40 protein-coding genes are annotated in these 25,990 nt (G+C 59.3%); 1 reads left to right on the plus strand and 39 read right to left on the minus strand.

Annotated features, from left to right (window positions below):
- Positions 1 to 23 precede the first annotated feature (23 nt).
- From ACR0JC_RS18060 to rpmC, 25 genes are all read right to left on the minus strand, one after another.
- The gene (locus ACR0JC_RS18060) at positions 24 to 830 is read right to left on the minus strand and encodes a crotonase/enoyl-CoA hydratase family protein (RefSeq protein ID WP_170343468.1); all 807 of its coding nucleotides are present in this window, start codon (positions 828 to 830) and stop codon (positions 24 to 26) included.
- Positions 831 to 926: 96 nt separating this feature from the next.
- Positions 927 to 2,240 (minus strand): replication-associated recombination protein A, encoded by a 1,314-nt coding sequence (locus tag ACR0JC_RS18065; protein ID WP_170343467.1) that lies wholly within the window; start codon positions 2,238 to 2,240, stop codon positions 927 to 929.
- A 4-nt stretch (positions 2,241 to 2,244) separates the two neighbouring features.
- A complete protein-coding gene (locus tag ACR0JC_RS18070; RefSeq protein WP_170343466.1) occupies positions 2,245 to 3,630 on the minus strand; it encodes a trypsin-like peptidase domain-containing protein in 1,386 nt (461 codons plus the stop codon).
- A gap of 171 nt (positions 3,631 to 3,801) precedes the next feature.
- Positions 3,802 to 4,227, minus strand: coding sequence for a 50S ribosomal protein L17 (gene rplQ, locus ACR0JC_RS18075; protein WP_093965383.1), 426 nt, complete (start codon positions 4,225 to 4,227; stop codon positions 3,802 to 3,804).
- 118 nt (positions 4,228 to 4,345) lie between these two features.
- Positions 4,346 to 5,362: a DNA-directed RNA polymerase subunit alpha gene (locus tag ACR0JC_RS18080; RefSeq protein ID WP_170343465.1), complete on the minus strand. Its 1,017-nt coding sequence runs from the start codon at positions 5,360 to 5,362 to the stop codon at positions 4,346 to 4,348.
- 116 nt (positions 5,363 to 5,478) lie between these two features.
- A complete protein-coding gene (gene rpsK / locus ACR0JC_RS18085) occupies positions 5,479 to 5,868 on the minus strand; it encodes a 30S ribosomal protein S11 (protein ID WP_008757289.1) in 390 nt (129 codons plus the stop codon).
- A 15-nt stretch (positions 5,869 to 5,883) separates the two neighbouring features.
- Entirely contained in the window at positions 5,884 to 6,252 is a 369-nt protein-coding gene (rpsM, locus tag ACR0JC_RS18090) for a 30S ribosomal protein S13 (RefSeq protein WP_093965378.1), read from the minus strand.
- A gap of 199 nt (positions 6,253 to 6,451) precedes the next feature.
- Complete coding sequence (locus ACR0JC_RS18095; protein WP_170343464.1) at positions 6,452 to 7,096, minus strand: adenylate kinase; 645 nt, start codon at positions 7,094 to 7,096, stop codon at positions 6,452 to 6,454.
- The gene (gene secY, locus ACR0JC_RS18100) at positions 7,093 to 8,457 is read right to left on the minus strand and encodes a preprotein translocase subunit SecY (RefSeq protein ID WP_093965375.1); all 1,365 of its coding nucleotides are present in this window, start codon (positions 8,455 to 8,457) and stop codon (positions 7,093 to 7,095) included. The genes ACR0JC_RS18095 and secY overlap by 4 nt, the downstream gene beginning before the upstream one ends.
- A 109-nt stretch (positions 8,458 to 8,566) precedes the next feature.
- Positions 8,567 to 9,040, minus strand: a complete 474-nt coding sequence (gene rplO / locus ACR0JC_RS18105; RefSeq protein ID WP_170343463.1) for a 50S ribosomal protein L15 — start codon at positions 9,038 to 9,040, stop codon at positions 8,567 to 8,569.
- A gap of 149 nt (positions 9,041 to 9,189) precedes the next feature.
- A complete protein-coding gene (locus ACR0JC_RS18110) occupies positions 9,190 to 10,020 on the minus strand; it encodes a hypothetical protein (RefSeq protein WP_254430829.1) in 831 nt (276 codons plus the stop codon).
- 184 nt (positions 10,021 to 10,204) lie between these two features.
- Positions 10,205 to 10,420, minus strand: a complete 216-nt coding sequence (locus ACR0JC_RS18115) for a DUF1127 domain-containing protein (RefSeq protein WP_170343462.1) — start codon at positions 10,418 to 10,420, stop codon at positions 10,205 to 10,207.
- 150 nt (positions 10,421 to 10,570) lie between these two features.
- Positions 10,571 to 11,026: an SRPBCC domain-containing protein gene (locus tag ACR0JC_RS18120; RefSeq protein WP_170343461.1), complete on the minus strand. Its 456-nt coding sequence runs from the start codon at positions 11,024 to 11,026 to the stop codon at positions 10,571 to 10,573.
- A complete protein-coding gene (locus ACR0JC_RS18125) occupies positions 11,019 to 11,354 on the minus strand; it encodes an ArsR/SmtB family transcription factor (protein ID WP_170343460.1) in 336 nt (111 codons plus the stop codon). Before ACR0JC_RS18125 ends, ACR0JC_RS18120 begins: the two co-directional genes overlap by 8 nt.
- A 235-nt stretch (positions 11,355 to 11,589) precedes the next feature.
- On the minus strand, positions 11,590 to 11,778 hold the full coding sequence (rpmD, locus tag ACR0JC_RS18130; RefSeq protein ID WP_093965366.1) for a 50S ribosomal protein L30: 189 nt from the start codon (positions 11,776 to 11,778) through the stop codon (positions 11,590 to 11,592).
- Positions 11,779 to 11,790: 12 nt separating this feature from the next.
- Complete coding sequence (rpsE, locus tag ACR0JC_RS18135; RefSeq protein ID WP_093965365.1) at positions 11,791 to 12,354, minus strand: 30S ribosomal protein S5; 564 nt, start codon at positions 12,352 to 12,354, stop codon at positions 11,791 to 11,793.
- A 114-nt stretch (positions 12,355 to 12,468) separates the two neighbouring features.
- Entirely contained in the window at positions 12,469 to 12,828 is a 360-nt protein-coding gene (gene rplR, locus ACR0JC_RS18140; RefSeq protein ID WP_010437103.1) for a 50S ribosomal protein L18, read from the minus strand.
- An 11-nt stretch (positions 12,829 to 12,839) separates the two neighbouring features.
- A complete protein-coding gene (gene rplF, locus ACR0JC_RS18145) occupies positions 12,840 to 13,373 on the minus strand; it encodes a 50S ribosomal protein L6 (protein WP_093965363.1) in 534 nt (177 codons plus the stop codon).
- Between the two features lie 11 nt (positions 13,374 to 13,384).
- Positions 13,385 to 13,777 carry a 30S ribosomal protein S8 gene (rpsH, locus tag ACR0JC_RS18150; RefSeq protein WP_093965361.1) on the minus strand — a complete coding sequence of 131 codons (393 nt, stop codon included), beginning with the start codon at positions 13,775 to 13,777 and terminating at the stop codon, positions 13,385 to 13,387.
- Positions 13,778 to 13,790: 13 nt separating this feature from the next.
- Positions 13,791 to 14,096: a 30S ribosomal protein S14 gene (gene rpsN, locus ACR0JC_RS18155; protein WP_093965360.1), complete on the minus strand. Its 306-nt coding sequence runs from the start codon at positions 14,094 to 14,096 to the stop codon at positions 13,791 to 13,793.
- 19 nt (positions 14,097 to 14,115) lie between these two features.
- A complete protein-coding gene (rplE, locus tag ACR0JC_RS18160) occupies positions 14,116 to 14,676 on the minus strand; it encodes a 50S ribosomal protein L5 (protein ID WP_093965358.1) in 561 nt (186 codons plus the stop codon).
- A complete protein-coding gene (gene rplX, locus ACR0JC_RS18165) occupies positions 14,669 to 14,980 on the minus strand; it encodes a 50S ribosomal protein L24 (RefSeq protein ID WP_093965356.1) in 312 nt (103 codons plus the stop codon). The genes rplE and rplX overlap by 8 nt, the downstream gene beginning before the upstream one ends.
- A 2-nt stretch (positions 14,981 to 14,982) precedes the next feature.
- Complete coding sequence (gene rplN / locus ACR0JC_RS18170) at positions 14,983 to 15,351, minus strand: 50S ribosomal protein L14 (protein WP_005621870.1); 369 nt, start codon at positions 15,349 to 15,351, stop codon at positions 14,983 to 14,985.
- Positions 15,352 to 15,427: 76 nt separating this feature from the next.
- Entirely contained in the window at positions 15,428 to 15,658 is a 231-nt protein-coding gene (gene rpsQ, locus ACR0JC_RS18175; protein WP_170342963.1) for a 30S ribosomal protein S17, read from the minus strand.
- 4 nt (positions 15,659 to 15,662) lie between these two features.
- Positions 15,663 to 15,869 carry a 50S ribosomal protein L29 gene (gene rpmC / locus ACR0JC_RS18180; protein WP_093965352.1) on the minus strand — a complete coding sequence of 69 codons (207 nt, stop codon included), beginning with the start codon at positions 15,867 to 15,869 and terminating at the stop codon, positions 15,663 to 15,665.
- Positions 15,870 to 16,122: 253 nt separating this feature from the next.
- Here rpmC and ACR0JC_RS18185 point away from each other — a divergent pair, with 253 nt between their 5' ends.
- Positions 16,123 to 16,767 carry a thermonuclease family protein gene (locus tag ACR0JC_RS18185; RefSeq protein ID WP_170439921.1) on the plus strand — a complete coding sequence of 215 codons (645 nt, stop codon included), beginning with the start codon at positions 16,123 to 16,125 and terminating at the stop codon, positions 16,765 to 16,767.
- 16 nt (positions 16,768 to 16,783) lie between these two features.
- On the opposite strand, the gene ACR0JC_RS18190 is transcribed toward ACR0JC_RS18185, so the two are convergent.
- From ACR0JC_RS18190 to ACR0JC_RS18255, 14 genes are all read right to left on the minus strand, one after another.
- Positions 16,784 to 17,404 carry a 2OG-Fe(II) oxygenase family protein gene (locus ACR0JC_RS18190; RefSeq protein ID WP_170343458.1) on the minus strand — a complete coding sequence of 207 codons (621 nt, stop codon included), beginning with the start codon at positions 17,402 to 17,404 and terminating at the stop codon, positions 16,784 to 16,786.
- Between the two features lie 75 nt (positions 17,405 to 17,479).
- Positions 17,480 to 17,881 carry a YybH family protein gene (locus ACR0JC_RS18195; RefSeq protein ID WP_170343457.1) on the minus strand — a complete coding sequence of 134 codons (402 nt, stop codon included), beginning with the start codon at positions 17,879 to 17,881 and terminating at the stop codon, positions 17,480 to 17,482.
- Positions 17,882 to 18,007: 126 nt separating this feature from the next.
- Positions 18,008 to 18,421, minus strand: a complete 414-nt coding sequence (gene rplP / locus ACR0JC_RS18200) for a 50S ribosomal protein L16 (protein WP_005980704.1) — start codon at positions 18,419 to 18,421, stop codon at positions 18,008 to 18,010.
- A gap of 12 nt (positions 18,422 to 18,433) precedes the next feature.
- Entirely contained in the window at positions 18,434 to 19,144 is a 711-nt protein-coding gene (rpsC, locus tag ACR0JC_RS18205) for a 30S ribosomal protein S3 (RefSeq protein WP_093965346.1), read from the minus strand.
- Positions 19,144 to 19,524, minus strand: a complete 381-nt coding sequence (gene rplV, locus ACR0JC_RS18210) for a 50S ribosomal protein L22 (RefSeq protein WP_039538267.1) — start codon at positions 19,522 to 19,524, stop codon at positions 19,144 to 19,146. The genes rpsC and rplV overlap by 1 nt, the downstream gene beginning before the upstream one ends.
- Before the next feature lie 3 nt (positions 19,525 to 19,527).
- Positions 19,528 to 19,806: a 30S ribosomal protein S19 gene (gene rpsS, locus ACR0JC_RS18215; RefSeq protein WP_005980699.1), complete on the minus strand. Its 279-nt coding sequence runs from the start codon at positions 19,804 to 19,806 to the stop codon at positions 19,528 to 19,530.
- Positions 19,807 to 19,809: 3 nt separating this feature from the next.
- Positions 19,810 to 20,652 (minus strand): 50S ribosomal protein L2, encoded by an 843-nt coding sequence (gene rplB / locus ACR0JC_RS18220; RefSeq protein ID WP_093965344.1) that lies wholly within the window; start codon positions 20,650 to 20,652, stop codon positions 19,810 to 19,812.
- A gap of 207 nt (positions 20,653 to 20,859) precedes the next feature.
- Positions 20,860 to 21,780 carry a hypothetical protein gene (locus tag ACR0JC_RS18225; RefSeq protein ID WP_170343456.1) on the minus strand — a complete coding sequence of 307 codons (921 nt, stop codon included), beginning with the start codon at positions 21,778 to 21,780 and terminating at the stop codon, positions 20,860 to 20,862.
- Entirely contained in the window at positions 21,777 to 22,445 is a 669-nt protein-coding gene (locus ACR0JC_RS18230) for a class I SAM-dependent methyltransferase (RefSeq protein WP_254430837.1), read from the minus strand. Before ACR0JC_RS18230 ends, ACR0JC_RS18225 begins: the two co-directional genes overlap by 4 nt.
- Positions 22,446 to 22,637: 192 nt before the next feature.
- Positions 22,638 to 22,934: a 50S ribosomal protein L23 gene (locus ACR0JC_RS18235; protein ID WP_093965341.1), complete on the minus strand. Its 297-nt coding sequence runs from the start codon at positions 22,932 to 22,934 to the stop codon at positions 22,638 to 22,640.
- On the minus strand, positions 22,931 to 23,548 hold the full coding sequence (gene rplD / locus ACR0JC_RS18240; RefSeq protein WP_170342972.1) for a 50S ribosomal protein L4: 618 nt from the start codon (positions 23,546 to 23,548) through the stop codon (positions 22,931 to 22,933). The genes ACR0JC_RS18235 and rplD overlap by 4 nt, the downstream gene beginning before the upstream one ends.
- Positions 23,545 to 24,270: a 50S ribosomal protein L3 gene (gene rplC, locus ACR0JC_RS18245; protein WP_170343454.1), complete on the minus strand. Its 726-nt coding sequence runs from the start codon at positions 24,268 to 24,270 to the stop codon at positions 23,545 to 23,547. The genes rplD and rplC overlap by 4 nt, the downstream gene beginning before the upstream one ends.
- Positions 24,271 to 24,288: 18 nt before the next feature.
- Entirely contained in the window at positions 24,289 to 24,603 is a 315-nt protein-coding gene (gene rpsJ, locus ACR0JC_RS18250) for a 30S ribosomal protein S10 (RefSeq protein WP_008756422.1), read from the minus strand.
- Between the two features lie 222 nt (positions 24,604 to 24,825).
- On the minus strand, positions 24,826 to 25,773 hold the full coding sequence (locus ACR0JC_RS18255; protein ID WP_170343453.1) for an aldo/keto reductase: 948 nt from the start codon (positions 25,771 to 25,773) through the stop codon (positions 24,826 to 24,828).
- Positions 25,774 to 25,990 lie beyond the last annotated feature (217 nt).

A 25,990-nucleotide genomic window follows, 5' to 3' on the forward strand; every position in this document is an offset into this window, starting at 1 on the left:
CGGGTTCGCAGGGCCAAGGCCGCTCAGATATCGGTGAAATCTCCGTGCCGCCCGGCCCCATCGCGAAACCGAGCCGCGCCGGATGTGCCCTCGCGGCGGATGGCGTCCAGTCCGTTGGCCCATTCGACCTTCAACGCCTCGCGCATCGGCATCCCCCGGGTTTCGATGATCGAGCGGCGGTCGGCGCGGACGGCCTCCTGCGGGAACCGGGCGATCTCTTGCGCCATCGCTTCGGCCGCCGTGCGTGCTTCACCCTGCGGCACGATTTTCTCGGCCAGGCCGATCCGTTCGCACTCGTCAGCCTTGACCTTGCGCCCTGTCAGCGCAATCTCAAGCGCCTTGCCCTGCCCGACCAGCCGCGGCAGCCGCACCGAACCGCCATCCATCAGCGTGATCCCCCAGCGGCGGCAATAGACGCCCATATAGGCGTCCTCGGCCATCACCCGGATGTCGCACCACAAGGCCAGTTCCATGCCGCCGGCAACAGCGGCGCCTTCGATCGCGCCGATGACCGGCTTTGACAATTCCAGCCGCGACGGACCCATCGGGCCCAGCAGCGACGGCGCCGCCCCGATCGGAAAAGCATGCTTGTCGAAATAGGGCTCGCGCAGGTCCGGGTCGGACAGCGTGGCTGCCATCTTGAGGTCCCAGCCCGCGCAGAAATTGCCGCCTTTGCCCCAGAACACGGCGGCTTTGGCCGCGCTGTCCTCGAAGGCGATGAAGGCCTCGGCCAGGGCTGCCGCGTGTTCGGCATCCACGGCGTTTCTGGCCTGGGGCCGGTCGTGGATGATGGTCCACACGTCGTCTGTCTTGTCTATGGAAACGGTCATCTGCGCTCCTCCCTGGCGGCATGCAACCCTAGGGAAACCCGGCCGCGCCTTAGGTGTCGCGCAAAACGCGACGGCACGGCCTGATTTGACCTTGCGTCACGACCCGTTGCGTTGACTGCGCAGTTTCGAAAAGTAGTCCAGACGCTTTTTCAACTCGCGCTCGAACCCGCGTTCGACTGGCTGGTACAGGACCGGGCGTTTCATGGTCTCGGGAAAGTAGTTCTGCCCCGAGAACCCGTCCTCGGCATCGTGGTCGTAGGCATAGCCCGCGCCATAGCCCTGATCCTTCATCAACCCGGTCGGCGCGTTCAGGATGTGTTTGGGCGGCGGCTCGCTGCCCGACTGTTTGGCCAGGCGCATCGCCGCCTTGTAGCCCACATAGGCCCCGTTGGATTTGGGCGCCAGCGCCAGATACACGACCGCCTGCGCCAGCGCCAACTCACCCTCGGGCGACCCGAGCCGCTCGTAAACTTCCCACGCATGCAGGCAGATCGACTGGGCCTGCGGATCGGCCAGTCCGATATCCTCGACCGCCATTCGGGTGATGCGGCGGGCCAAGTATCGCGGATCTTCGCCCCCAGTCAGCATCCGGGCGAACCAGTACAGCGCCGCATCCGGGTCGGACCCGCGCACCGATTTGTGCAGCGCCGAGATCAGATTGTAGTGTTCGTCCCCCGACTTGTCGTATTTCGCGGCGCGGCGCATCAGGCGCTTGGCCAGCGCGTCGGGGTCCAGCGGCGCGTCTACCGACCAGGCCGCGATCTGTTCGATCAGGTTCAACAGCGCCCGGCCGTCTCCATCCGCCATCTCCTGCAGCGCGTCCCGCGCCGCGGGTGTCAGGGGCAACGCCTTGCCCAGCTCTTTTTCGGCGCGTTGCGTCAGGCGTTCCAGATCGGCCAGCCCCAGCCGCTCCAGCACCAGCACCTGCGCGCGGCTGAGCACGGCGGCGTTCAACTCGAACGAGGGGTTTTCGGTGGTCGCGCCCACCAGAAGGATCGTCCCGTCCTCCATATGCGGCAGGAACCCGTCTTGCTGGGCCTTGTTGAAACGATGGATCTCGTCCACGAACAACAGCGTCCCCCGGCCGTTCCGCCGCCGCAACTTGGCAGCCTCGAACACCTTCTTGAGGTCGGGAACGCCGGTGAAGATCGCGCTGATCTGTTCGAAATGTAGGTCGGTTTCCTTGGCAAGTAGCCGCGCGATCGTGGTTTTTCCCACCCCCGGCGGCCCCCAGAGGATCAGGCTGGACAGACTGCCCGACGCCAGCATCACCCCCAGCGGCGCCTCGGGGCCCAGAACCTGTTGCTGCCCGATCACCTCGGACAGCGCCTGGGGCCGCAGCCGGTCGGCCAGCGGGCGGTTCGGGGCCGGTTCCGAGGCCTGGCGTTCGGTGTCGAACAGGTCACTCATGCGGTCACAGCCTGAACCGCAACGACACGGGTTTGCCACCGCGCACCAGGTCGATCTGCACCCGCCGCCCCGGATCGCGCAGCGCCCGAACGACGTCACGCGGACGTTCAGCCTGTCGCCCGTTCACGGCATTGATGACATCGCCGGGCCGCAACCCGGCCCGCGCGCCGTAGGGGCCGGGGTCGACCACGACCACGCCGGTCTGCGACAGCAGCAGGCCCATCTTGGCAATCATTGCCGGGTTGATGCGCGCAACCGTCATTCCCGGAAGAACCGTGCGATCGTCTAGAGTGGTTTCCTCGGCCGGAGGCGTCTCGGGCGCGGGCACCAGATCGACGCTGACCTCAGCACGCTCGCTACCGCGGAGCCGGGTCAGAACGGATGTCCCACCAACACCCGCCACAGACATGCGGAACTTCATCTCAGCCGGAGAATTCACCTCTTCGCCGTCCACATGCGTGACGATGTCCCCGACCCGCAGGCCGGCCTCGGCCAACGGGCTGAGCGGATGGAGGTCCGAGATCACAACGCCTTGCGGCAACGAAAGCCCAAGGGATTCGGCGATGTCGGCGCTCATGGTCTGTCCGGCCATACCCGCCCAAGGGCTGACGAAACCAACGTTTCCTTCCTGGGCCTGCCGCAGAAACTCTGCGACCAGATTGGCCGGAATGGCGAAGCCAATCCCATTGGATCCACCCGACCGCGTCAGGATCGAGGTGTTGATGCCGATCAGGTCACCATTCACGTCGATCAGGGCGCCACCGGAATTGCCCGGGTTGATGGGCGCGTCTGTCTGGATGAAATAGCCCCGTGCATTGCCAGTGGCGGTGCCAGACCGCGCCAGCCCCGAGATGATGCCAGACGACACGGTCTGCCCCACGCCGAACGGGTTGCCGATGGCCAGGGCCAGTTCCCCCACCTCGACATGGTCAGAATCCCGCAGACGCAGAAACGGCAGTCCCTGCGCGTCCCGCAGGCGCAGGATGGCGATGTCGCTTTCCTCGTCGCCCAGAACGACCTCGGCCTGGAACTCGCGACGATCCGTGGTCACGACCCGGATCTCGGTCGCGGTGCCGACAACGTGATAGTTCGAGACGACATAGCCGTCCTCGGTCAGGATGACGCCCGACCCCAGCGAGTTTTGCACCCGCGGCCGCGGTGCACCGAACCCACCGCCGAAAAAGTCGCGAAAGAACGGATCCGTGAAAATCGGACTGCTGCGTCCAGGCCGGACGATCTTGGCATAGATGTTTACCACCGCCGGGGCCGCCTTTTTGACCACCGGGGCAAAACCCATCGAAATCTCGACCTGTGACTGAGGAACCCGTGTCTCGGCACCGGCATGGGTGGCCAGTGTCATCAGGCATACGGCCAGGATCGTGCGTATCATGACAGCTCCGTTCATCATCCGCCGAAGATATGCGGAGGTCGGCACGCGAATGCAATAGAGCACGCGAAACCTTGCCGCTGCCATGTCCGCCGTGAGCGAGGCGATCCACAAGAAAAAGCCCCTGACCGGGATATCCGGACAGGGGCCTTGAAGCGGCAATGCAGCCGGTTCTTATTCTTCGTCAACGTCCACTTCTTCGGCGGCGACGCGGGCCTTGTCGGCTGCGCCTTTGGCGTCGATGTCACGATCAACGAATTCGATGATCGCCATCGGAGCCATGTCGCCATAGCGGAAGCCAGCTTTCAGGATACGGACATAGCCGCCCTGACGGTCCTTGTAGCGCGGGCCCAGAACCTCGAACAGCTTGGCGACGTCCTTGTCTTCCTTCAGCTGAGCTGCGGCCTGACGGCGGGCGTGCAGATCGCCGCGCTTGCCCAAGGTGATCAGTTTTTCAACGATCGGGCGCAGTTCTTTTGCCTTGGGCAGGGTCGTCTTGATCTGTTCGTGCTCGATCAGCGAGCCGGCCATGTTCGAGAACAGGGCCTTGCGGTGCTCATGAGTACGGTTCAGGCGGCGGTAACCACGTGCGTGACGCATTTTTCAATTCCTTCTTTCGCGTTTTGCTTTGTCTGGCCGGCGATGCGTGTCACCGGCTCTCCTTGGGGCGGAAATGCCCATACGGTCCCCGGCAGCCCGGGCATTGGAGAAGACGCGCTTAGAACGCGTCTTCGAATTTCTTCGCCAGATCTTCGATGTTGTCGGGCGGCCAATCCTCCACATCCATGCCGAGGTGCAGACCCATGCCGGACAGCACTTCCTTGATCTCGTTCAGCGACTTGCGGCCGAAGTTCGGGGTGCGCAGCATCTCGGCTTCGGTCTTCTGGATCAGGTCGCCGATGTAGACGATGTTGTCGTTCTTCAGGCAGTTCGCCGAACGAACCGACAGTTCCAACTCGTCCACTTTCTTCAGCAGCAGCGGGTTGAACTCCAGACCATCGTCCTCGTCCTGGCGACCGGCCGATTCCGGCTCGTCGAAGTTGACGAAGATCGACAGCTGATCCTGCAGGATGCGGGCGGCGAAGGCCAGCGCGTCCTCGGGCGTGATCGAGCCGTCGGTTTCGATCTTCATGGTCAGCTTGTCATAGTCCAGAACCTGGCCTTCACGGGTCGGCTGAACGTCATAGGCGACTTTCTTGACCGGCGAGTAGATCGCGTCGATCGGGATCAGGCCGATGGGCGCATCTTCGGGCTTGTTCTTCTCGGCCGAGACATAGCCTTTGCCGGTGTTGACGGTCAGTTCCATGAAGAGCTCGGCGCCATCGTCCAGGTGGCAGATGACGTGATCACGGTTCAGAACCTCGATGCCGGCGCTTTCGCTGATATCACCGGCGGTGACAACTGCGGGGCCTTTGGCATTGATCGACAGGCGCTTGGGCCCTTCGACTTCCATGCGCAGAGCGACCTGCTTGAGGTTCAGGATGATGTCGGTGACGTCTTCACGAACGCCTGCGACCGAGCTGAACTCGTGCAGGACGTTGTCGATCTGGACGCTGGTGATGGCGGCGCCTTGCAGCGAGCTCATCAGAACACGGCGCAGCGCGTTGCCCAGGGTCAGACCAAAGCCACGCTCAAGCGGCTCCGCAAACAGGGTTGCCTGCCGCGCGGGATCGTTGCCCGGCTTGCCTTCCAGTTGGGTCGGCTTGATCAATTCTGCCCAATTCTTGTGGATCATGTAATCCCTCCATTCCTGTCTGCGCCCCATGACCAATCAGGTGCAGACGCCCGAGGTTTCAAAACGGCGAACCGGGGCCGTGTAAAAACACGGCCCCAGCCTGGTAATTCGATCGGTTAGACGCGGCGGCGCTTCGGCGGGCGGCAGCCATTGTGGGCGATCGGGGTCACATCGCGGATCGACGTGATGTTGAAGCCCACGGCAGCCAGCGCACGCAGAGCCGATTCACGACCCGAACCGGGGCCCTGAACTTCGACTTCCAGCGTCTTGACGCCATGTTCCTGCGCCTTCTTGCCTGCATCTTCTGCAGCCATCTGAGCGGCGTAGGGGGTCGATTTCCGCGATCCCTTGAAGCCCATGGTGCCGGCCGACGACCACGAAATGGCGTTGCCCTGCACGTCCGAGATCAGGATCTTGGTGTTGTTGAAGGTCGAATTCACATGGGCGACGCCCGATGCGATGTTCTTACGCTCTTTGCGCTTAACGCGAGTCTTGTCACGTGCCATCAGTCAGACCCTCCCTTATTTCTTCTTACCAGCAATGGCCTTTGCGGGGCCTTTGCGGGTACGAGCGTTGGTGTGGGTACGCTGACCGCGAACCGGCAGGTTGCGGCGGTGACGCAGACCGCGATAGCAGCCCAGGTCCATCAGACGCTTGATGTTCATCTGAACTTCGCGACGCAGGTCACCTTCGACGGTGAAGTTCGCGTCGATGTATTCGCGGATGGCCAGAACTTCGGCATCAGACAGTTCATTGACGCGACGGGTCGTGTCGATGCCAACGGCTTCGCAGATCGCTTTGGCCGAGGTGTTGCCGATACCGGTGATATATGTGAGGGCGATTGGTACCCGCTTTGCAGTCGGGATGTTTACGCCGGCAATACGTGCCACGTGTCACTTTCCTTTCGTTGCGGTTCCGTAATTCCAGAACCTTTTTTCACAACGCCTAACCGTGGCAGTGTGGCCAGAGGGTTCAGCATTATACGAGGTGGTCTATACAAGCGGAACGAATCCCGCGTGCGCGATTGATTCCCCAAAGGGATGGGGGTCGATATGGGCTTTTGCGCTTGGCGTCAAGCCCTTTGCAAGCTTAACCCAATATGGCTGCGATCGAGGCTCGGACTTCCTTGATGTCCGCCAGCCCGTTCACCGGTCGAAGATCGCCCTTGGCGTAGTAATAGCCAATCAACGGCGAGGTCTTCTTGTAATACTCCATAAGCCGGGTGCGCAGGCTTTCCTCGTTGTCGTCGGCACGACGGACGAAATCGTTTTCTTTGCCGCAATTGGTGCATTTACCATCGGCCGGGATCGGTTTGGTCTTGTCATTGTAGACCTCGCCGCAACCGCCACAGGTCGACCGGGCAGTGATCCGATCAACCAGGGCCTCGTCATCCACGCGCATTTCGATCACGGTGTGCAGCGACTGGCCCAGCTTGGTCAGAAGAGCCGACAAGGCGTCAGCCTGGGCCAAGGTGCGCGGGAAGCCGTCGAAGATGAAGCCAGCGCCCTTTTCGGTGGTTAGCTTCTCTTCGATCAAGCCAATCACGATCTCGTCGGTGACAAGCTTGCCCGCGTCCATGATCGCGGCCACCTTCTTGCCCATTTCGGTTCCCGAGCTGCGGGCCTCGCGCAGCATGTCACCGGTGCTGAGCTGGATCATGCCCCGCGTTTCAACCAGGTGACGTGCCTGCGTACCCTTGCCTGCCCCCGGGGGGCCCAGAAGAATGATATTCATCGACGAGCGGGTCCCTTCCTGCCGCGTTTCTTGCCTTTACCGCGCAACTGGGACTTTTCGATCAGCCCTTCGTATTGATGCGCCAGCAGGTGGCTCTGAACCTGTTGGATTGTGTCCATGGTCACAGAGACGATGATTAGAACCGAGGTGCCGCCGAAATAGAACGGGATGGCGAACTGGCCGCGCAGAATTTCAGGCAGCAGGCAGACCGCCGCCAGATAGGCCGAGCCCAGAACCAGTACGCGGTTGACCACGTATTCCAGATACTCGGCGGTCTTCTTTCCGGGACGGATGCCGGGCACGAAACCGTTCTGCTTTTTCAGGTTGTCCGCCACGTCATCCGGTTTGAACGACACGTTGAACGTGTAGAAATACGCAAAGAACACGATCATCGAAGCGAAGAACAGCAGGTACAGCGGCTGTCCCGGTCCGAAATTGGCCAGCAGCCACGACATGATCGGTCCGTTCGCCGCACCCGACGAGAAGGTCGATATCGTGACCGGCAGCAGCAGCAGCGAGCTGGCGAAGATCGCCGGAATCACGCCGGCCGGGTTGACCTTTACCGGCAGGTGGCTCGAGCCGCCTTCATAGACTTTCATGCCGACATTGCGGCGCGGGTACTGGATGTGGATCTTGCGCAGCGCGCGTTCCATGAACACCACGAAGGTGATAACGGCGATCACCATCACGATCACGCCGACGATCACGGCCGGGCTGATCGCGCCCGAACGGCCCGAGGCCAGGAACTGGGCCAGCGCAGCCGGAACCTCGGCGATGATGCCGACAAAAATGATCAGCGAGATGCCGTTGCCGATGCCGCGCGCGGTGATCTGCTCACCCAGCCACATCAGGAACATGGTGCCACCGACCAGAGTGATCATCGTCGACAGGCGGAAATACAGGCCCGGATCAGTGGCCAAATCGCCCGATTCCAGCGAAACCGCCAAGCCATAGGCCTGAACGGTGGCCAGCGCGACGGTGCCGAAACGGGTGTACTGGTTGATTTTCTTGCGGCCCTGCTCGCCCTCTTTCTTGAGTTGTTCGAGCGCGGGCACCATCGAGGTCAGCAGCTGTACGATGATCGATGCCGAAATATAGGGCATGATGCCGAGGGCAAAGATACCCATCCGCCCCAGCGCCCCGCCGGTGAACATCGAAACCATCCCACCGATGCCCTGCCCCGCCTGTTCCATGAACTCGCGCAGCGCCTGACCGTCGATCCCCGGCACCGGAATGAAGGTGCCCAGACGATAGACGATCAGCAAACCCAGCGTGAACAGGATGCGGTTGCGCAGATCGGTGGCCTTGCCCAGAGCAGCCCAGCTTGTGTTGGCTGCCATTTGTTCTGCTGCTGATACCATAAATCGGTCTCTCTTATGAAAACGCCGCCCGGAACCGTTTTCCGGCTCGGGCGGCGTCTTGGAAAACTCTGAGGTCTATGTAAGCGGGTCGGCGCCCGCTCACAAGCGCTTACTCTGCCGCAGCGGCTTTTGTGACCTTCAGTGAACCGCCCGCTTTTTCCACGGCTTCGATCGCCGCTTTCGACGCGCCGGTCACTTCGAGGTTCAGCTTGGCGCTGATTTCGCCTTTGGCCAGAACGCGGATACCGTCCAGCTTGCGGCGCACCAGACCCGAGGCAACCAGTGCGTCCTCGGTGATGGCCGATTTAACGTCCAGTTTGCCGGCGTCGACGAATTTCTGGATCAGGCCCAGGTTGATGACGGCGAATTCCTTGCGGTTCGGCTTGTTGAAGCCGCGCTTGGGCAGGCGTTGATACAGCGGCATCTGGCCGCCTTCGTAGCCGTTGATGGCCACACCCGAACGGGATTTCTGGCCTTTGATACCGCGGCCACCCATTTTACCCTTGCCCGAGCCGGGACCACGGCCAACGCGGGTCCGTTTCGGTGCGGCGCCGGGATTGTCGCGCAATTCGTGCAGTTTCATGTCGCTTCTCCTAAGCCGGAAATGACCCCGAAGCGTGATGGGCCAAACACGGCATTTCTTGGTTTTGATTCTTGTGGCAAACACGCCACCGGAGCGCAGTACAGCCTCGCGCCCCGAGTTGCAAGTTTTGATTGCCCTGCCGCAGCGGCTCAGTCGTCGCGGCCAGCAATGGGCGCGTCTTGGGGCACAATTCCATGTTTGGCCACAAGTCGCCCGACCAGGCTGTCGGGATGTGGTATTCCACCATGGTTCTTGCGCATGATCGCCCGCATCCGGCGCCCGTACAAATGGATCGAGACGGTATCCTCGTGAAAAAACCGGTCAAGATTTTCGTTCGGCCGGGCAAGGGCCCGGCGCCGCGAAAAATTGATCGGGTAAAAAACATGCTCTGGCAGGGCGTATTTTATCTCGCCTGTTTCCTTCAATGCCCAGGTGAATGCCTTTGGTCCCCACACCCCCCACAACGCCTCGGGAACGTTGGTCGGGTTTCCGGCGTCCCGCGCCTCTTCCAACGGCCGACGGTGGCGCGGGGGCAGCCAGGGCGGGACACGGTAGGGATCATTCGTGTACTCGATCAGCTTGGCCAGAGTTTCACTGTCCTGCGGCAGGCCCAGAACCCCAATCGCCACCTCACCCTCGAGATACCCATAGTAATGACCATTCGCCGTTGAATAGGGTTTCAGGCAATAGGCATCGGTGTCGGCCCAGATCAGGTCGGGCTCCTGAGCCAGCATCCGGTAGCGGAACTTGTCGGAATGCGGCGCGGGGCTATTGGTACGCTCATGCGTGATAAATTCGGAATCCGGCAGGATCTCGCGGGCATCACGGTGCTCGACACCCTCGGGGATGTTCGTCACATTGCTATAGGTATAAAGCCGCACGCTGTGGCCCATATCCAAGTAAGACTGGATGCACAGCAGTTCCAAAAAGCTGAGCGGCCCCTCGACCCACAGCATTGCAATCTGGAAGTCCCGTGCCATGTTCTGCCCTCTCTGCCCAATGTGTTCATGCCTTGACGGCTTGCCTGCATTGGAGTGACCCAATTCCCGGCGCCGCGCAACGTCGCAGTTGTGGTAGCAACTATTTTCCTGCCCGTTTGGGATCCGTAAACACAAAAGAGGCGCCACTTGGGCGCCTCTGCTTCATATGTTGTCGTCCCGTATCTTACGAGCAGTAGGCGTGCTCGCGGGCGATGTCGGCGATGTCGCACCGGCGGATGCCGATGTCGTTCAACTCGCGGTCGCTCAGACGCTGCAACTCGGTATACGTGCGGGTGTATTCGCTGGCCCGGGCGCGGTTTTCTTTCACGCGCTCGATCAGGTTTGCGATACGGGCGGTCAGGTTGAAGCCGCCATGTGTCAGGGTCGCTGTGTGTGCCATTATCTCATTTCCTTTCGAATGTCGGGGCGTATTCCCCGATGTCACTTACTTGGTTCCTGTCTTGGACAGGGTTGAGATAGGGACTTCAGTTATCGCTAACAACGATGGTTTTGGACTGGCCGCTATGCATTTTTGGCATAGCGGCGCAAATCAGGAGTGACCGCTACCGGCCGCAAGCCGGGACAGGTTGTCCAAAGCAGCAGACCAGCCACCTTTGTAGTCCTGAAATAGTTCTGGCCCGGCCAGGCTTGTGATCTGCAACGTGACGCGCAGCGTACTGCCTTGGCCATTCGGCATGATTTCGTGTCCGCACAGCGAGACCGAGACCAACTCTCCCTGAATGACCAGTGTTTCGGTCAATGAAAGAAACTCCGGCGAGACCACGTGGAACAGGCTGGTCGTATTGAACTCTGGCGCCTCTTTCGGTCCACACCGCGTTTCCTCACGGCCTCCGGGTCGACAGTCAAAAACATCAATCAGAACTACGCTTTCATCGTCTGGTGCGGCCCATTTCTGGCGTAACTCGCGGTCGGTCAACACCTGAAACAGCCGGTCGGGAGCGCAGGAAATCTCGCGTTCCAGGATCAAAGTTTCGTAATCAGCCATCGTCGGATTCCTTCTCAATTTGCTCGGCAAGTGCAGACAGGCGATCCAGCCGGCCTTCCCAGAGGTGACGTTGTTGTTTCAACCAACCTTCCGCCTCGGCGATCGGGGCGGCTTCGATATGCAACATGCGAACCCGACCGATCTTCTCCGAACGGATCATTCCAGCGGATTCCAGTTTGCCGAGATGCTTCAGAAACGATGGCAGCGTCATGTCGTGCGCTTCGTGCAGCTCGGACACGGCCGCTGGGCCAGTGATCAGCCGCTCGATCACGGCACGCCGGGTCGGATCGGCCAGCGCAGAAAAAAAAGTATCGAGTTTGTTAGCCATAAGGCTAAGTATTTCAACGCACCACCCGCGTCAAGAAAAAGTTAGCCGTTTGGCTATGTTTTAATTTCAGGGTCAGGACGGAGGGCAAAAAGGTGTCTACCTGCAAATTCCTGGCCAGGCCTTGCCCTAGTTCACCGCAAAAGGCGGTCTTCCGACATTCCGCGCAGGCGACGGCCAAAAATGAAAACGCCCCCGATCAGATCGGAGGCGTTCATTAGGCTTTCGAAGTTGGCGCTCAGCCGCGCTCTTCGATGATCTCAACCAGATGCGGGATCTTGTTGACCATGCCGCGGATCGACGGAGTGTCTTCCAATTCGCGGGTCTTGTGCATCTTGTTCAGGCCCAGACCGATCAGGGTTGCGCGCTGTTCGGCGGGGCGACGGATCGGCGAACCGATCTGCTTGACGACGATGGTTTTTGCCATTGCTCGCTCTCCTTACGCTTCGGCTTCAGCCGGTGCTTCATCCCGCTTGGGCAGGATATCGGCGACCTTCTTGCCACGACGCGCGGCAACCGAACGCGGGCTCTGTTCTTTCTTCAGGCCGTCGATGGTGGCTCGGATCATGTTGTACGGGTTCTGCGAGCCCAGCGACTTGGACACAACGTCCTTTACGCCCAGCATTTCGAACACGGCACGCATCGGACCACCGGCGATGATACCGGTACCTTCCGGTGCGGTGCGCATGACCACTTTACCGGCGCCGTGACGGCCCTCGATGTCGTGGTGCAGGGTCCGGCCTTCGCGCAGCTGCACGCGGATCATCTGACGCTTGGCTTGCTCGGTCGCCTTGCGGATGGCTTCAGGTACTTCTTTCGCTTTACCTTTGCCAAAGCCCACGCGGCCTTTCTGATCGCCAACAACCACCAGAGCGGCGAAGCCAAAGCGCTTACCACCTTTTACGGTTTTCGACACGCGGTTGATTGCGACCAGACGATCGGCAAATTCCGGTGCTTCTTCACGGTCGCGGCCACGGCCCCGACGGTTTTCACGTTCTGCCATTTGGCATCCCTTTTCTCATGTGGCGCTTGACGCCGTTTTCTTCAATCCAAGTGAGCCTCGACCGACGCCGAGGCCCCCGGATCATCGGGGCGGATCGAAACCCGCCCACAGGTCTTAGATTTTCAGGCCGCCTTCACGCGCAGCGTCGGCAACTGCCTTCACCTTGCCGTGGAACAGGAAGCCGCCACGATCGAAATAAGCCTCTTCGACGCCGGCCTTCTTGGCCCGCTCGGCGATGGCTGCGCCCACTTTGGTGGCCGCTTCGACGTTGTTCTTGCCAACAACACCCAGATCCTTTTCCAGGGTCGAGGCCGAGGCCAGGGTCACGCCACGTACGTCGTCGATCAGCTGAACGGAGATGTTCTTGTTCGAACGGTGTACGGACAGACGCGGACGACCCGCGTTGACCTTGCGAAGTTTGTTCCGAACGCGCAGGCGGCGCTTCAGAAACAGGGTTCTTTTGCTGTTTGCCATTGTGTTCGTCCTTACTTCTTCTTGCCTTCCTTGCGGAAGATGAACTCGCCCTTGTAGCGGATGCCTTTGCCTTTGTACGGCTCGGGACGGCGCCACTCGCGGATTTTCGCCGCGGTTTCGCCCACCAGCTGCTGGTCGATGCCTTCCACAACGATCTCGGTCTGCTTCGGCGCGGTGATGGTGACACCTTCCGGAGCAACGAAATCAACATCGTGGCTGTAGCCCAGGTTCAGCTTCAGGGTGTTGCCCTGCATCTGAGCACGGTAACCCACGCCCTGGATTTCCAGTTCCTTCTTGAAGCCTTCGGTCACACCGGTCACCAGGTTGGCGACCATGGTGCGGCTCATGCCCCACTGCTGACGCGCACGCTTGGACGAACCACGCGGGTCGATTTTGACCACGTTGTCTTCGACCGTCAGGGTGACGTCATCGGTTGCGGTGAAGCTGCGGGTGCCTTTCGGACCTTTGACTTCGATGGTCTGACCCGACACAGAGGCGGTAACGCCGCTGGGCAGCTCGACCGGTTTCTTACCAATACGAGACATTGCAGACCTCCTTAGAAGACGGTGCAGAGCACTTCGCCGCCAACGTTGTTGGAGCGAGCGTTTGCGTCCGACATCACACCTTTCGGAGTGCTGACAATCGACACGCCCAGGCCCTGACGAACCTGCGGGATGTCATTGACGCCCATGTATACGCGACGGCCGGGCTTCGAGACCCGCTTCAGTTCGCGAATGACAGGGGTGCCTTCGTAGTATTTCAGGCTGATTTCCAGAGCCGGATGACCGTTTTCGCCGGTCGTCTTTTCATAGCCGCGGATATAGCCTTCGTCCGCCAGCACGTCCAGAACCCAGGCGCGCAGTTTCGACGCCGGAGTGATAACGGTGGACTTGCCGCGCATTTGCGCGTTGCGGATACGGGTGAGCATATCGCCGATAGGATCGTTCATATCTGTCTCTCCCTTACCAGCTCGATTTCACCATGCCGGGGATCTGACCAGCAGAACCCAGCTCGCGCAGCGCGATACGGCTGACCTTCAGCTTACGGTAGTAAGCGTGAGGACGACCGGTCAGCTGACAACGGTTGTGCAGACGAGTAGCCGAGCTGTTGCGCGGCAGTTTCGCCAGTTTCAGACGCGCTTTGAAACGCTCTTCCATCGGCTTGCTCTCGTCATTCGCGATCTCTTTCAGAGCCGCACGCTTTTCGGCATACTGTGCCACCAGGCGTGCGCGCTTCTTCTCGCGTTCGATCATTGCTTTTTTAGCCATGTCTCAATCCTCCCGGCGCTTACGCGTTGAACGGCATGTTGAAAGCTTTCAACAGTGCCTTTGCTTCAGCGTCGGTTTTCGCTGTGGTGGCAATTACGATGTCCATGCCCCAGACCTCATCGACCTTGTCGAAGTCGATTTCCGGGAACACGATGTGCTCTTTCATGCCCATGGCAAAGTTGCCACGGCCATCGAAGGACGGTTTCACACCGCGGAAGTCACGTACGCGAGGCATCGCGATGGTGATCAGACGGTCGAGGAATTCGTACATCCGGTCGCCGCGCAGGGTCACCTTGGCGCCCAGCGGCATGTCTTCACGGACGCGGAAACCCGCGATCGACTTCTTCGCCTTGGTCGAAACGGCCTTCTGACCGGCGATCGCCGTCAGATCCTCGACCGCGGCTTTCGCCTTCTTCGAGTCCTTCACCGCCTCGGCACCACAGCCGATGTTCAGAACGATCTTCTCCAGCTTGGGGATCTGCATATCGTTCTTGTAGCCGAACTCTTCTTTCAGAGCGGCACGGATGGTTTCAGCGTACTGAGCTTTCAGACGCGGGGTGTAGGTTGCAGCATCAAGCATCGATCACGTCCCCCGTGGTCTTGGCGTAACGAACCTTCTTGTCACCTTCCATGCGGAAGCCGACGCGGGTTGCCTTGCCGTTCTTGTCCAGCAGGGCCAGGTTCGACAGGTCGATCGGCAGCGCCTTGGGCAGGCGGCCACCTTGCGACGTTTGCGACTGGCGGGTGTGGCGGATGGCGATGTTCACGCCATCAACGACAGCTTTGCCGGCTTTGGGGTCGACCGAGGTGATAGTCCCCTCTTTGCCCTTGTCCTTGCCGGCCAGCACGACGACCTTGTCGCCTTTGCGGAGTTTAGCAGCCATGATTACAGCACCTCCGGAGCCAGCGAGATGATCTTCATGAAGTTCTTCGCGCGCAGTTCACGAACAACGGGGCCGAAGATACGGGTACCGACGGGTTCGTTGTTGTTGTTCAGGATGACGGCGGCGTTGCGATCGAAGCGGATCGCGGTGCCGTCTTCGCGACGGACTTCTTTGGCGGTGCGCACGACGACGGCCTTGCGGACGTCACCTTTCTTCACGCGGCCGCGCGGGATGGCTTCCTTCACCGAGACGACAATGATGTCGCCGACGGAGGCGTATTTACGCTTGGAACCACCCAGGACCTTGATGCACTGAACTCGGCGGGCGCCGGAGTTGTCAGCGACATCCAGATTGGTCTGCATCTGGATCATGTGGTTTCTCCCGACCTGTGGGGGCTGGTCTTGTTAAATCCCCCAGGGTTTCGACAAATGGAAAAGTCCCGGAGGCTTAGGCCTCCAGAACCTCCCAACGTTTCGTCTTCGATTTCGGCGCGCATTCGATGATGCGTACGGTGTCGCCGACCTTGAAGGCGTTCTTTTCGTCGTGAGCCCGGTATTTCTTGGACTTACGAACGGTTTTCTGCAGCAGAGGGTGCTTGAAACGGCGCTCGACCAGAACGGTGATGGTCTGTTCGTTGGCGTCGCTGGTCACGGTGCCTTGCAGGATACGCTTGGGCATCTGATTACTCCTCGGATGCCGCGGCAGCGGCCTTTTCGTTCAGAATGGTTTTGACGCGGGCAGCATTGCGGCGAGCCGCTTTGATACCAGCAGTGTTTTCCAGCTGACCGGTGGCCTGTTGAAAGCGCAGGTTGAAGCTTTCTTTCTTCAGGTTGGCCAGTTCCTCGCGGAGCTGGTCCGGGGTCTTTTCACGCAGTTCTTGGGCGTTCATCGCCTTTTCCTTTGCTCAAAACACCAGAAGGCCCCGTACACGGGTCACCTTGGACCTGGTGGATGAATGATAGACATGCGAATCGCCCGACAACGCCGGGAGACCGCAGGATGCCGCCGTATAAGGGTTTGGTGGGTGGGTGGCAAGAGGAAGTTTTGCAACCAGAACCGGGCAACCAACGGGTCACGTCAGAACCTGACCACTTGCGCGTTGTCTTCTGTGGAAACGGGTTTGGCAGAAACTCAAAAGACACGTGAAACCCTTGAAGTATCTTTATCCCGCTGACTTAGGAACGGTGGAAAAAATGGAACTGGTTGTCCTAATTGGGTTTGCGGCACTTCTAGTTGTTTTAAAATCAAGAAAGCCACGCCTTGTCGCCCGTCATAGAGGCCATCAAAAACCTCCGCAAGCCTCCACACGGAACCGCGCAATCCCGCGACAACAGCCGAGTGTTGTTCCCTCCAACCGCGTTCTGACGGGGCGCGCTTATGTGATCGATGGCGACACAATCATTGTCCGTGGAACAAAGATCCGTCTAGCCGGCATTGATGCGCCCGAGCTGGACATGCCATGGGGCCTAAAGGCAAAGTGGACGATGGTCGAAATCTGCAAGGGTCAGGAGATTACCGTCAAGCTGAACGGCGAAACATCCTATGACCGGTTAGTTGGAATTGCATACCTACCCAATGGGCAGGACATCGGCGCGGAGCTGATCAAAAGGGGGCTTGCGCTGGACCTGCCTTTATTTTCACAGGGAAGGTATAGGCATCTCGAACCGACCGGCGCCAGAGAACGGCTGCGGAATGGGGCTTTCGGTCACGCATCGATTTCGGTTCGCAGGACGACGACAGTCGTCGCCTATGGGCGCAGATCAAACCGGCACAATGCCGGCAGTTGAATACGACCCAAGGAGTTCACTCCCACTTATAGTTAAAACTCACCGAAATCCGTTCTTCTTCGGCCATGTTCATGGGCACCTCGTGGCGCAGCCAGCTTTCCCACAGCAGAACGTCGCCGACCTTCGGCTTCATATAAATGAAGGGCTGCAATTCGCGTCGGGCGCCCTTGTGGCGCACCGGCGCGGCCATCATGCGGCCCGAGCGGGGGTCCTCCAGCTTCAGCGCGCTGGCGCCTTCCGGCATTGACACATAGGTCGTTCCAGAAATCACACTGTGCGGATGGATGTGGCTGGCATGCATTCCACCCTCGGGCAGGATGTTGATCCAAAGATCCTCCAGCTTCAATTCCCGGTCATCGAGATCAAACTCAAGGTCTTTTGCGAATGCAGCCACGTGCTGATCCAAAGTCTTCACCAAATCCTGAAAGATCGGGAACCGCCACGGCAGATCAGTCAACGAGGCATAGCTGGTGTAACCCGGATAGCCGTTCTTTTCGCACCACTCCAGCCCGGCCTCATCATCCTCAGCGATGACAAGGCACGAGTTCTCCAGCTCCTCCGGATCGATCCTTGGATCGAACTCAGACAGAGCGGCGCGGTAGAGACGGGTAACGAAGAGTGATTCAATCTGTGCCATGGGCGTCCATTACCCCATTCGACAACAAGGCGCGATAGAGGAACTTTCCTCGAATCGGGAAAACCCCTGCTGCTGTCACAAGTCAATATAGGGCAACGGGTCACTGTGATGCGCGATCAGCTTCCACGCTCCACCTTCATGGCGATAGACATTCGTGCCGCGCATCCGGATACCGGACCCATCGCCCTGCCCCGACGCCTCGGCGACGTGATGCACAGTGGCAAGCGTATCCCCAACCACAACATGCCGGTTCAGCACTTTGATCGACCCGCCCAGATGCGCCCGACCCTGCGCGACCCAATCCTGATCCGTGACTTTCCACCCGACGTGGAACAGATCGGGTGACGGCCCCATATAGATGACATCGTCCGCATGCGACCACAGCGCCTCCATCGGCGCAACGTCACCCGCGAACATAGCGTTCAGTGCGGCAAAGAAGCCGTCGTCAATCTTTTCAATCTCTGACGTCGAAACCATTTGAGGCCCCCTGTTCTAGGCTTTTCCAAAATATCAAAGGCTGAAGCTGAGCCTAACCCAAACCATCCGAAAAACAAAAAACCCCGCCGGTTCGGCGGGGTTTTCTGAAGTCTTGGCAAGACCGGTTTACCAGTCCTCGCGGACCACCACACGGGTCTTGATCGGCAGCTTCATCGCAGCCAGGCGCAGAGCCTCGCGCGCGATTTCATCGTTGACGCCGTCGATCTCGAACATCACACGACCGGGTTTCACTTTGGCTGCCCAATAGTCGACCGAGCCTTTACCTTTACCCATACGGACTTCGGTAGGCTTCGAGGTCACGGGAGTATCCGGGAAGATCCGGATCCAGACGCGACCTTGACGCTTCATGTGACGGGTCATGGCACGACGCGCAGCTTCGATCTGGCGTGCAGTGACGCGCTCGGGCTGCAGGGCCTTCAGACCGTAGGTGCCAAAGTTCAGATCAGAGCCGCCCTTGGCTTCGCCCTTGATCCGGCCTTTGTGCATCTTGCGGAATTTTGTACGCTTTGGTTGAAGCATATCTTTCCCTCCTTAGCGACGACCGCCACCAGCACCACGAGGTGCAGGGCCGTCCTGGAGTTCCTGTGCTTTACGGTCACGTGCCTGCGGATCGTGCTCCATGATCTCACCTTTGAAGATCCAGACCTTGATCCCGATGATCCCGTAGGGGGTCATCGCTTCGGCATGTGCGTAATCGATGTCGGCACGCAGGGTGTGCAGAGGCACGCGGCCTTCGCGGTACCATTCGGTCCGTGCGATTTCGGCGCCGCCCAGACGACCAGCGACGTTCACCCGGATACCCAGGGCGCCCATGCGCATGGCGTTCTGAACCGACCGCTTCATCGCGCGGCGGAACGAAACGCGGCGCTCCAGCTGCTGAGCGATCGACTCGGCAACCAGCTGCGCATCGAGTTCCGGCTTGCGCACTTCGACGATGTTCAGGTGCAGTTCGCTGTCGGTCATCTGCGCGATTTTCTTCCGCAGAACCTCGATGTCCGCGCCTTTCTTGCCGATGATGACACCGGGACGCGCGGTGTGGATCGTGACGCGGCACTTCTTGTGCGGACGTTCGATGATCACACGGGCGATGCCGGCCTGCTTGCACTCTTTCTTGATGAACTCACGGATCTTGAGGTCTTCCAGCAGAAGATCACCGTAGTCCTTGGTATCTGCGTACCAACGGCTGTCCCAGGTGCGGTTGACCTGAAGGCGCATGCCGATCGGATTGACTTTATGTCCCATTAGGCTTGCTCCTCAACTTGACGCACCTTGATGGTGATCTCCGAGAACGGCTTCATGATCTTGCCGAAACGGCCACGGGCACGCGGACGACCGCGCTTCATGACCAGGTTCTTGCCAACCCATGCTTCGGCGACGATCAGCTCGTCCACGTCCAGGTTGTGGTTGTTTTCGGCGTTCGCGATTGCGGACTGCAGGCACTTTTTGACGTCCTGCGCGACACGCTTGTTCGAGAAAGTCAGGTCGGTCAGAGCCTTCTCGACTTTCTTGCCGCGGATCATTTGCGCAACCAGGTTCAGTTTCTGCGGGCTGGTGCGAAGCATACGGGTTTTTGCCATTGCTTCGTTTTCAGCCACGCGGCGGGGGTTCTTTTCCTTGCCCATGACTTACTTCCGCTTCGCTTTTTTGTCTGCGGCATGGCCATAATAGGTCCGGGTCGGCGAGTACTCACCGAACTTCTGACCGATCATGTCTTCCGAGACGTTTACCGGGATATGCTTCTGGCCGTTGTACACACCAAAGGTCAGACCCACGAACTGGGGCAGAATGGTGGAACGACGCGACCAGATCTTGATGACTTCGTTGCGGCCCGACTCGCGCGCAGCTTCGGCTTTTTTCAGCACGTAAGCGTCGACGAAAGGACCCTTCCAAACAGAGCGAGACATTTCTTAACGCCCTTTCTTCTTGGCGTGCCGCGAGCGGATGATCAGCTTCTGGGACGCTTTGTTCTTGTTGCGGGTACGCTTACCCTTGGTGTCCTTACCCCAAGGCGTAACCGGCGTACGGCCACCCGAGGTCCGGCCTTCACCACCACCGTGGGGGTGATCGATCGGGTTCATGGCAACACCACGGACCGACGGACGCACGCCCTTGTGGCGCATACGACCGGCTTTGCCGAGGTTCTGGTTGCTGTTGTCGGGGTTCGACACGGCACCGACGGTGGCCATGCATTCCTGGCGCACCATGCGCAGCTCGCCCGAGCTCAGACGGATCTGGGCATAGCCGCCATCGCGGCCGACGAACTGGGCGTAGGTGCCCGCGGCACGTGCGATCTGACCGCCCTTGCCGGGCTTCATCTCGATGTTGTGCACGATGGTACCGATCGGCATACCCGAGAACGGCATCGCGTTGCCGGGCTTGATGTCGGCCTTGGCCGAAGCGATGACCTTGTCGCCAACCGCCAGACGCTGCGGCGCCAGGATATAGGCCTGCTCGCCATCGTCATATTTGATCAGTGCGATGAACGCGGTCCGGTTCGGGTCGTATTCGATCCGCTCGACGGTTGCCGCCACATCCAGTTTGTTCCGTTTGAAGTCAACGATCCGGTAGAGACGCTTTGCGCCACCGCCACGGCGGCGTGAAGTGATCCGTCCGGTGTTGTTCCGGCCGCCCGATTTGGTCAAACCCTCAGTGAGAGACTTGACCGGACGTCCTTTCCAAAGCTCCGAACGGTCGATCAGCACCAGCCCGCGCTGGCCCGGCGTCGTCGGTTTGTACGACTTGAGTGCCATGCTTTCTGTCTTCCGTTTAGCAAGCGCGAGGATCAATCCCCGCTATGTGAGAGGCCCCCGTAGGTGCCCAGGTTATAGGGCCCCGAAGGTCCCCGGCTGCAAATATCAGAGGCCCCGGAACGAATCCGAGGCCGCAAGATTGGGAGCGTTTAGCAGGGTTGGGGGCGGGGGGCAATAGGGTGCAACACACTCTCTTAGTGAGCACTGTCACTTGATACTGAAATCATGTTGGATCAAGGGAGCGAACGTGCGGCGTGCGCCTGACCAGTCAAAGTGAAAAAGCGGGTCCGGTATGCGCCAGTTTTCCCCATAACTCTGGACCAGCAGGGCCGGCGGGTCATGCGGCAGCATAATCTGCCCGTCACTTAATGCTCTGAGCGGAAAGATCGAACTCTCGGGCACGCCGTTGAAAGAGTAAGGGTAGACGCTGAAGCGTCCGTTTTCAGTCCAGGCCGGAAACAGATCAATGTCGATCCCCAACCCATTTCTCACCTTGAATATAGGAGAGCTTCGGGTTGATGGCGTGGCATCCAGACAGCCGCTTTCCAACAGGGCTTTTTGGTACATGGCCCATTTTTCGGGTATGTCTTCAAGCGTGGACTCACCCATGTGCACCGCAAAATCTACGTCATCGTCATGGTCGATCAATCGACCATCGCGCACGTAGCCCAGCAACGCACCAGCGTAAAGGAATATCGGTTTGCCGAGTTGGATGACGGGTGCCAACTCAGCTTCGAGCTTCAGGAAAATGTCGCCGGTATTCATTTCCCCGAAGGTTCTGTTATAGCCATGCGGCGTGATGAAATCGGGGTGAAGAGCCTGTTTGACACACTCGAAAAACGCCGCAAACCGCGCTTCCTGCCCCTTGCGCGCATAGCGTCTTTCCATCCGCTTGAGTCTGCCATGCGTTCGCGCGGCCCTTGATCGCCGGTGACAACAAAGCAGAAGATCGATTTCTTCCCAATCGTCAAACAACGCCGGGTTGTTCAAGTCCCGAACAGGATCTTGCAAGGCTTGAACGGCCAGACGGATTTTGCGCGGACGCGGAAGGGCGGACTGTGCTGTTGCATGTTCAAACACAACAGCACGAAGCGACGCCAGCTTTTTGATGATTTCTGTTTCGGTCATAGGCCTTTTTCATAGATTGCCCGGGCGACGATCGCATCCTCTGCCTTGTATTTTGCGAACCCGACTCCTTCGACACCGTATCGTTTGGTAAACTGAAATTGCTTCATTTTTTCGTCCAGCTCCGCGGCGCATAGATAGCGCCGGAAATGCGGCGGTGCTACTTTTGTTGTGTCGCGGTCCGCCAGCGTCCGATACTCGAACGCAACAATGTCCCCCGGCTGGCACCCCTCATGCAGGGCATCGATCAAGGAATCTTCTTCGTCATCAGTGATTGCGTGCAAAAAGAAGCGCGCATAGATACAGACCGCCTTCGCGCGCCGATTGGATAGCACCTGTTGAACCATACCGTCTTTGAGGTTTGTAATTGCAAATTCTAGACCGTCTCCACCCTGTGTCTTTGTGTGTTCTCTGGCTGAGGCAACAGCGACTTCTGATGCGTCCAATCCGGTCACTAGAAACCCGTGTCGCGAAAAGAAAAAACTGTCACGAGCGTTGCCGCACCCGATGTCAACAACATGCGCCTTCCGATCAATTTCGTTGGCCACAAACGCAGCGAACTGCGATGGTAGCGACAACTCCCACGACTCTGCAGAACTCTGATAGAACTGGTTCCAAAAATCGCGGCGGCCGTCCGACCGCGCCTGCTGAGCTGGCTTGGGGATCATTAGTATTTCTTCTATCGCAAGACTGTTGAACGACACTGGGTCGAAATCTGTCAGACCTCAAACTCAAGTTCAATCGCTTCTTTGCGCATCAGTTTCGGTCACCTTGAAACACAGTCAGTCAACTTAGGTCTAAAATCAAAAAACCCCCGCCTTTCGGCGGGGGCTTTCATCTCTCTCCAAGGACGGGTCCGATCAGAGACCGGTAGTCACGTCGATGGTGTTGCCCTCTTCCAGGGTCACATAGGCCTTCTTGACGTCTTTCCGCTTGCCCAGCTGGCCGCGGAACCGCTTGACCTTGCCTTTGGTCACGGTGGTGTTCACCGCCTTGACCTTCACACCAAACAGTGCCTCGACGGCCTCTTTGATCTGCGGCTTGTTGCTGTCGATCGCCACTTCAAAGACAACCGCGCCGTTTTCGGACGCCATGGTCGTTTTCTCGGTGATGATCGGCTTGCGGATCACGTCGTAGTGTTCTGCCTTCGCGCTCATTTCAGTCGAGCCTCCAGTGCTTCGACACCCGCCTTGGTGAGCACCAGGGTGTCACGCTTGAGGATGTCATAGACGTTTGCGCCCATCGACGGCAGGATATCCAGACCTTCGATGTTGCGGGCTGCGCGGGCGAACCCTTCGTTCACGGTGGCGCCGTCGATGACCAGAGCGCGCTTCCAGCCCAGGTTTGCAACCTGCTTGGCCAGTGCGGCGGTCTTGCCTTCGGCTTCGGCGCTTTCGATCACGACCAGCTCACCGGCTTTGGCCTTGGCCGACAGTGCGTGGCGCAGGCCCAGCTTGCGGAACTTCTTCGGCAGGTCGTGGCCGTGCGAACGCGGGGTCGGACCCTTGTAGATGCCACCTTTGCGGAAGATCGGCGCGTTGCGGTCACCGTGACGTGCGCCACCGGTGCCCTTCTGGCGGTAGATCTTCTTGGTCGAGTAGCTGGTTTCCGAGCGGGTCTTCACCTTGTGGGTGCCAGCCTGCGCGTTGTTGCGCTGCCAACGGACCACACGGTGCAGGATGTCCGCGCGCGGCTCCAAGCCGAACAGGTCCGCATCCAGCTCGATGTTGCCGGCTTTCTTGCCGTCCAGTTTGATTACATCAAGTTTCATGCTTCACCACCTTCCGCGGGTGCTTCTTCCGCAGGTGCTTCGGTTGCAGCCGATTTCACAGCAGCCGGGAAAGGCAGGCCTTCCGGTGCTTTCTTCTTGACGGCGTCCTTGACGGTAACCCAGCCCGATTTCGGTCCGGGAACGGCGCCTTTGATGAAGACCAGACCACGGTCGGCGTCGGTTTTGACGACCTCGAGGTTCTGGGTGGTAACACGGGCAGCACCCATGTGACCGGCCATCTTCTTGCCTTTGAACACCTTGCCCGGGTCCTGACACTGACCGGTCGAACCGTGCGAACGGTGGCTGATCGAAACACCGTGCGAGGCGCGCAGACCACCGAAGTTGTGGCGCTTCATTGCACCGGCAAAGCCTTTACCGATCGAGGTGCCCGAAACGTCAACTTTCTGACCAGCCAGGAAGTGATCTGCCGAAATCTCGGCGCCCACTTCGATCAGCGCGTCTTCCGACACGCGGAACTCGGCCAGCTTGCGCTTGGGCTCGACCTTGGCGGCGGCGAAGTGGCCGCGCATGGCCTTCGAGGTGCGTTTTGCCTTGGCGGCACCGGCGCCCAGCTGAACGGCGGTGTAGCCGTCTTTGTCAGCGGTACGCTGTGCAACGACCTGCAGGTTGTCCAGGTGAAGAACGGTTACAGGGATCTGCTTGCCGTCTTCCATGAACAGGCGGGTCATGCCGACTTTTTTTGCGATAATACCAGAGCGCATCATCAATACCCTCCGATCTTACGACTGCAGCTTGATCTCGACGTCCACACCAGCGGCCAGGTCGAGCTTCATCAGCGCGTCCACGGTCTGGGGGGTCGGATCTACGATGTCGAGAAGACGCTTGTGCGTACGGATCTCGAACTGATCGCGGGATTTTTTGTCAACGTGAGGGCCACGGAGAACCGTGAACTTCTCGATCTTGTTCGGCAGCGGGATCGGGCCGCGCACGTTCGCGCCGGTCCGCTTTGCAGTGTTGACGATCTCTTGCGTGCTGGCATCCAGGACGCGATAGTCAAATGCCTTCAGCCGAATACGGATGTTTTGGCTTTGCATATTTACAGCCTTTTTTCAGGCGTTGGAGTTGAGAGGAGGACGGGCGCTCATCGCCAACCCTCATCGAACCCAAAAGGCGGGAATCACCCCGCCTTCACGTTCTCACCGAGAACTCGCGCGGTTTAGTGGGGTTGGCGCTGTTTGGCAAGGGGGAAATGCCACCAAGTCCCAAATGCGGATTGTCCAACGAGCGTTGAGCCGCCGCGCTGAATCTTGAAGACCCTACCCGGCTTCAGGATCGTTTTGGGATTGCCCCAATTCCGCCAGCTCTGTCCAGACCGCATCCGGGATAGACCAGTCGGCCCATTCGAATGTCTGGTCCACGTGCTGCGGCCATGTCGCGCCGCAGATTGTCGAAGCTATATCTGCGTTTTTGACCGAGAATTGCAACGCTAGCGCCCCCAACGGGACATCGTAGCGGGAACAGAGACTCTCGACAGCACGAACCGGGCCCAGAACAGCTTCGGTTGCAGGCCGATATACGTAGAAATGATGAGCGGAACTTCCCTTGGCCAATATTCCTCCGGAATAAGGCGCCGCATTCAGAACGGTCACTCCCTTGGAACGCGCAAGTTCAATCAACGGAGCGGAATTCATGTTGACGACTGTATGCCTGTTGTGCGTCAGAAGGACGTCGAACTCACGATCGCGTAGCATAGGCATCAGGACGTCAATTCGACCACCGGCAAGCCCCACAGCTTTGGCCAAGCCCTCTTCCTTCATCCGAAACAGCTCATCAAGCGCGCCGCCCGTGCCGGTCACTTCGGAAAGATCTGCGGCGTATTCAGGGTCATGAAGGTGAAGAACATCCACCTGGTCGACGCCAAGGGCTTCAAGGCTTGCTTCAAGCGACCTTCGCGCTTGTGTCGCATCAAACCTGTTGCTCTCCATGTCGCGGTCCAGTTTCGTGGACAGAACCCGGCCCTCGGGCCACCCGCCCAGCTCACGAATGACTTGCCCGATACGTTCTTCGCTTCGGCCCAACGCATACCCGCGCGCTGTATCAATGAAGCCATCCGGACGTTGGAGAATTGTCCTGATGGTATCCAGTGCACGGCTTTCGTCTACTTCGTATCCATATATCTGTGGAATGCTTCCCAGCCCTGTTGAACCGAACCCTATTTGCGGCAACCTGACCCCAGTCCGGCCGATCTCAACATGCTTGGTCATCCCATTATCCTCCCCTACAGGACATTTCTGACTGCAATTGTGTCGAGGGGCGCCACTCAACGCAAGCTTGGCGTATTCGCGTGCGACACCAAGATGTGTGCAACCAATGTTTTGGGGACTTAACGAAAAAGGCCGCCCCGGATTGGGACGGCCTTCTTTGGTTTCTCACCGAGTTGCTTTCGGCTGGCTTCGCTTTGGAAAACCGCCTGCCGCAACC

It is taken from the genome of Ruegeria sp. CH5, from assembly GCF_056537025.1.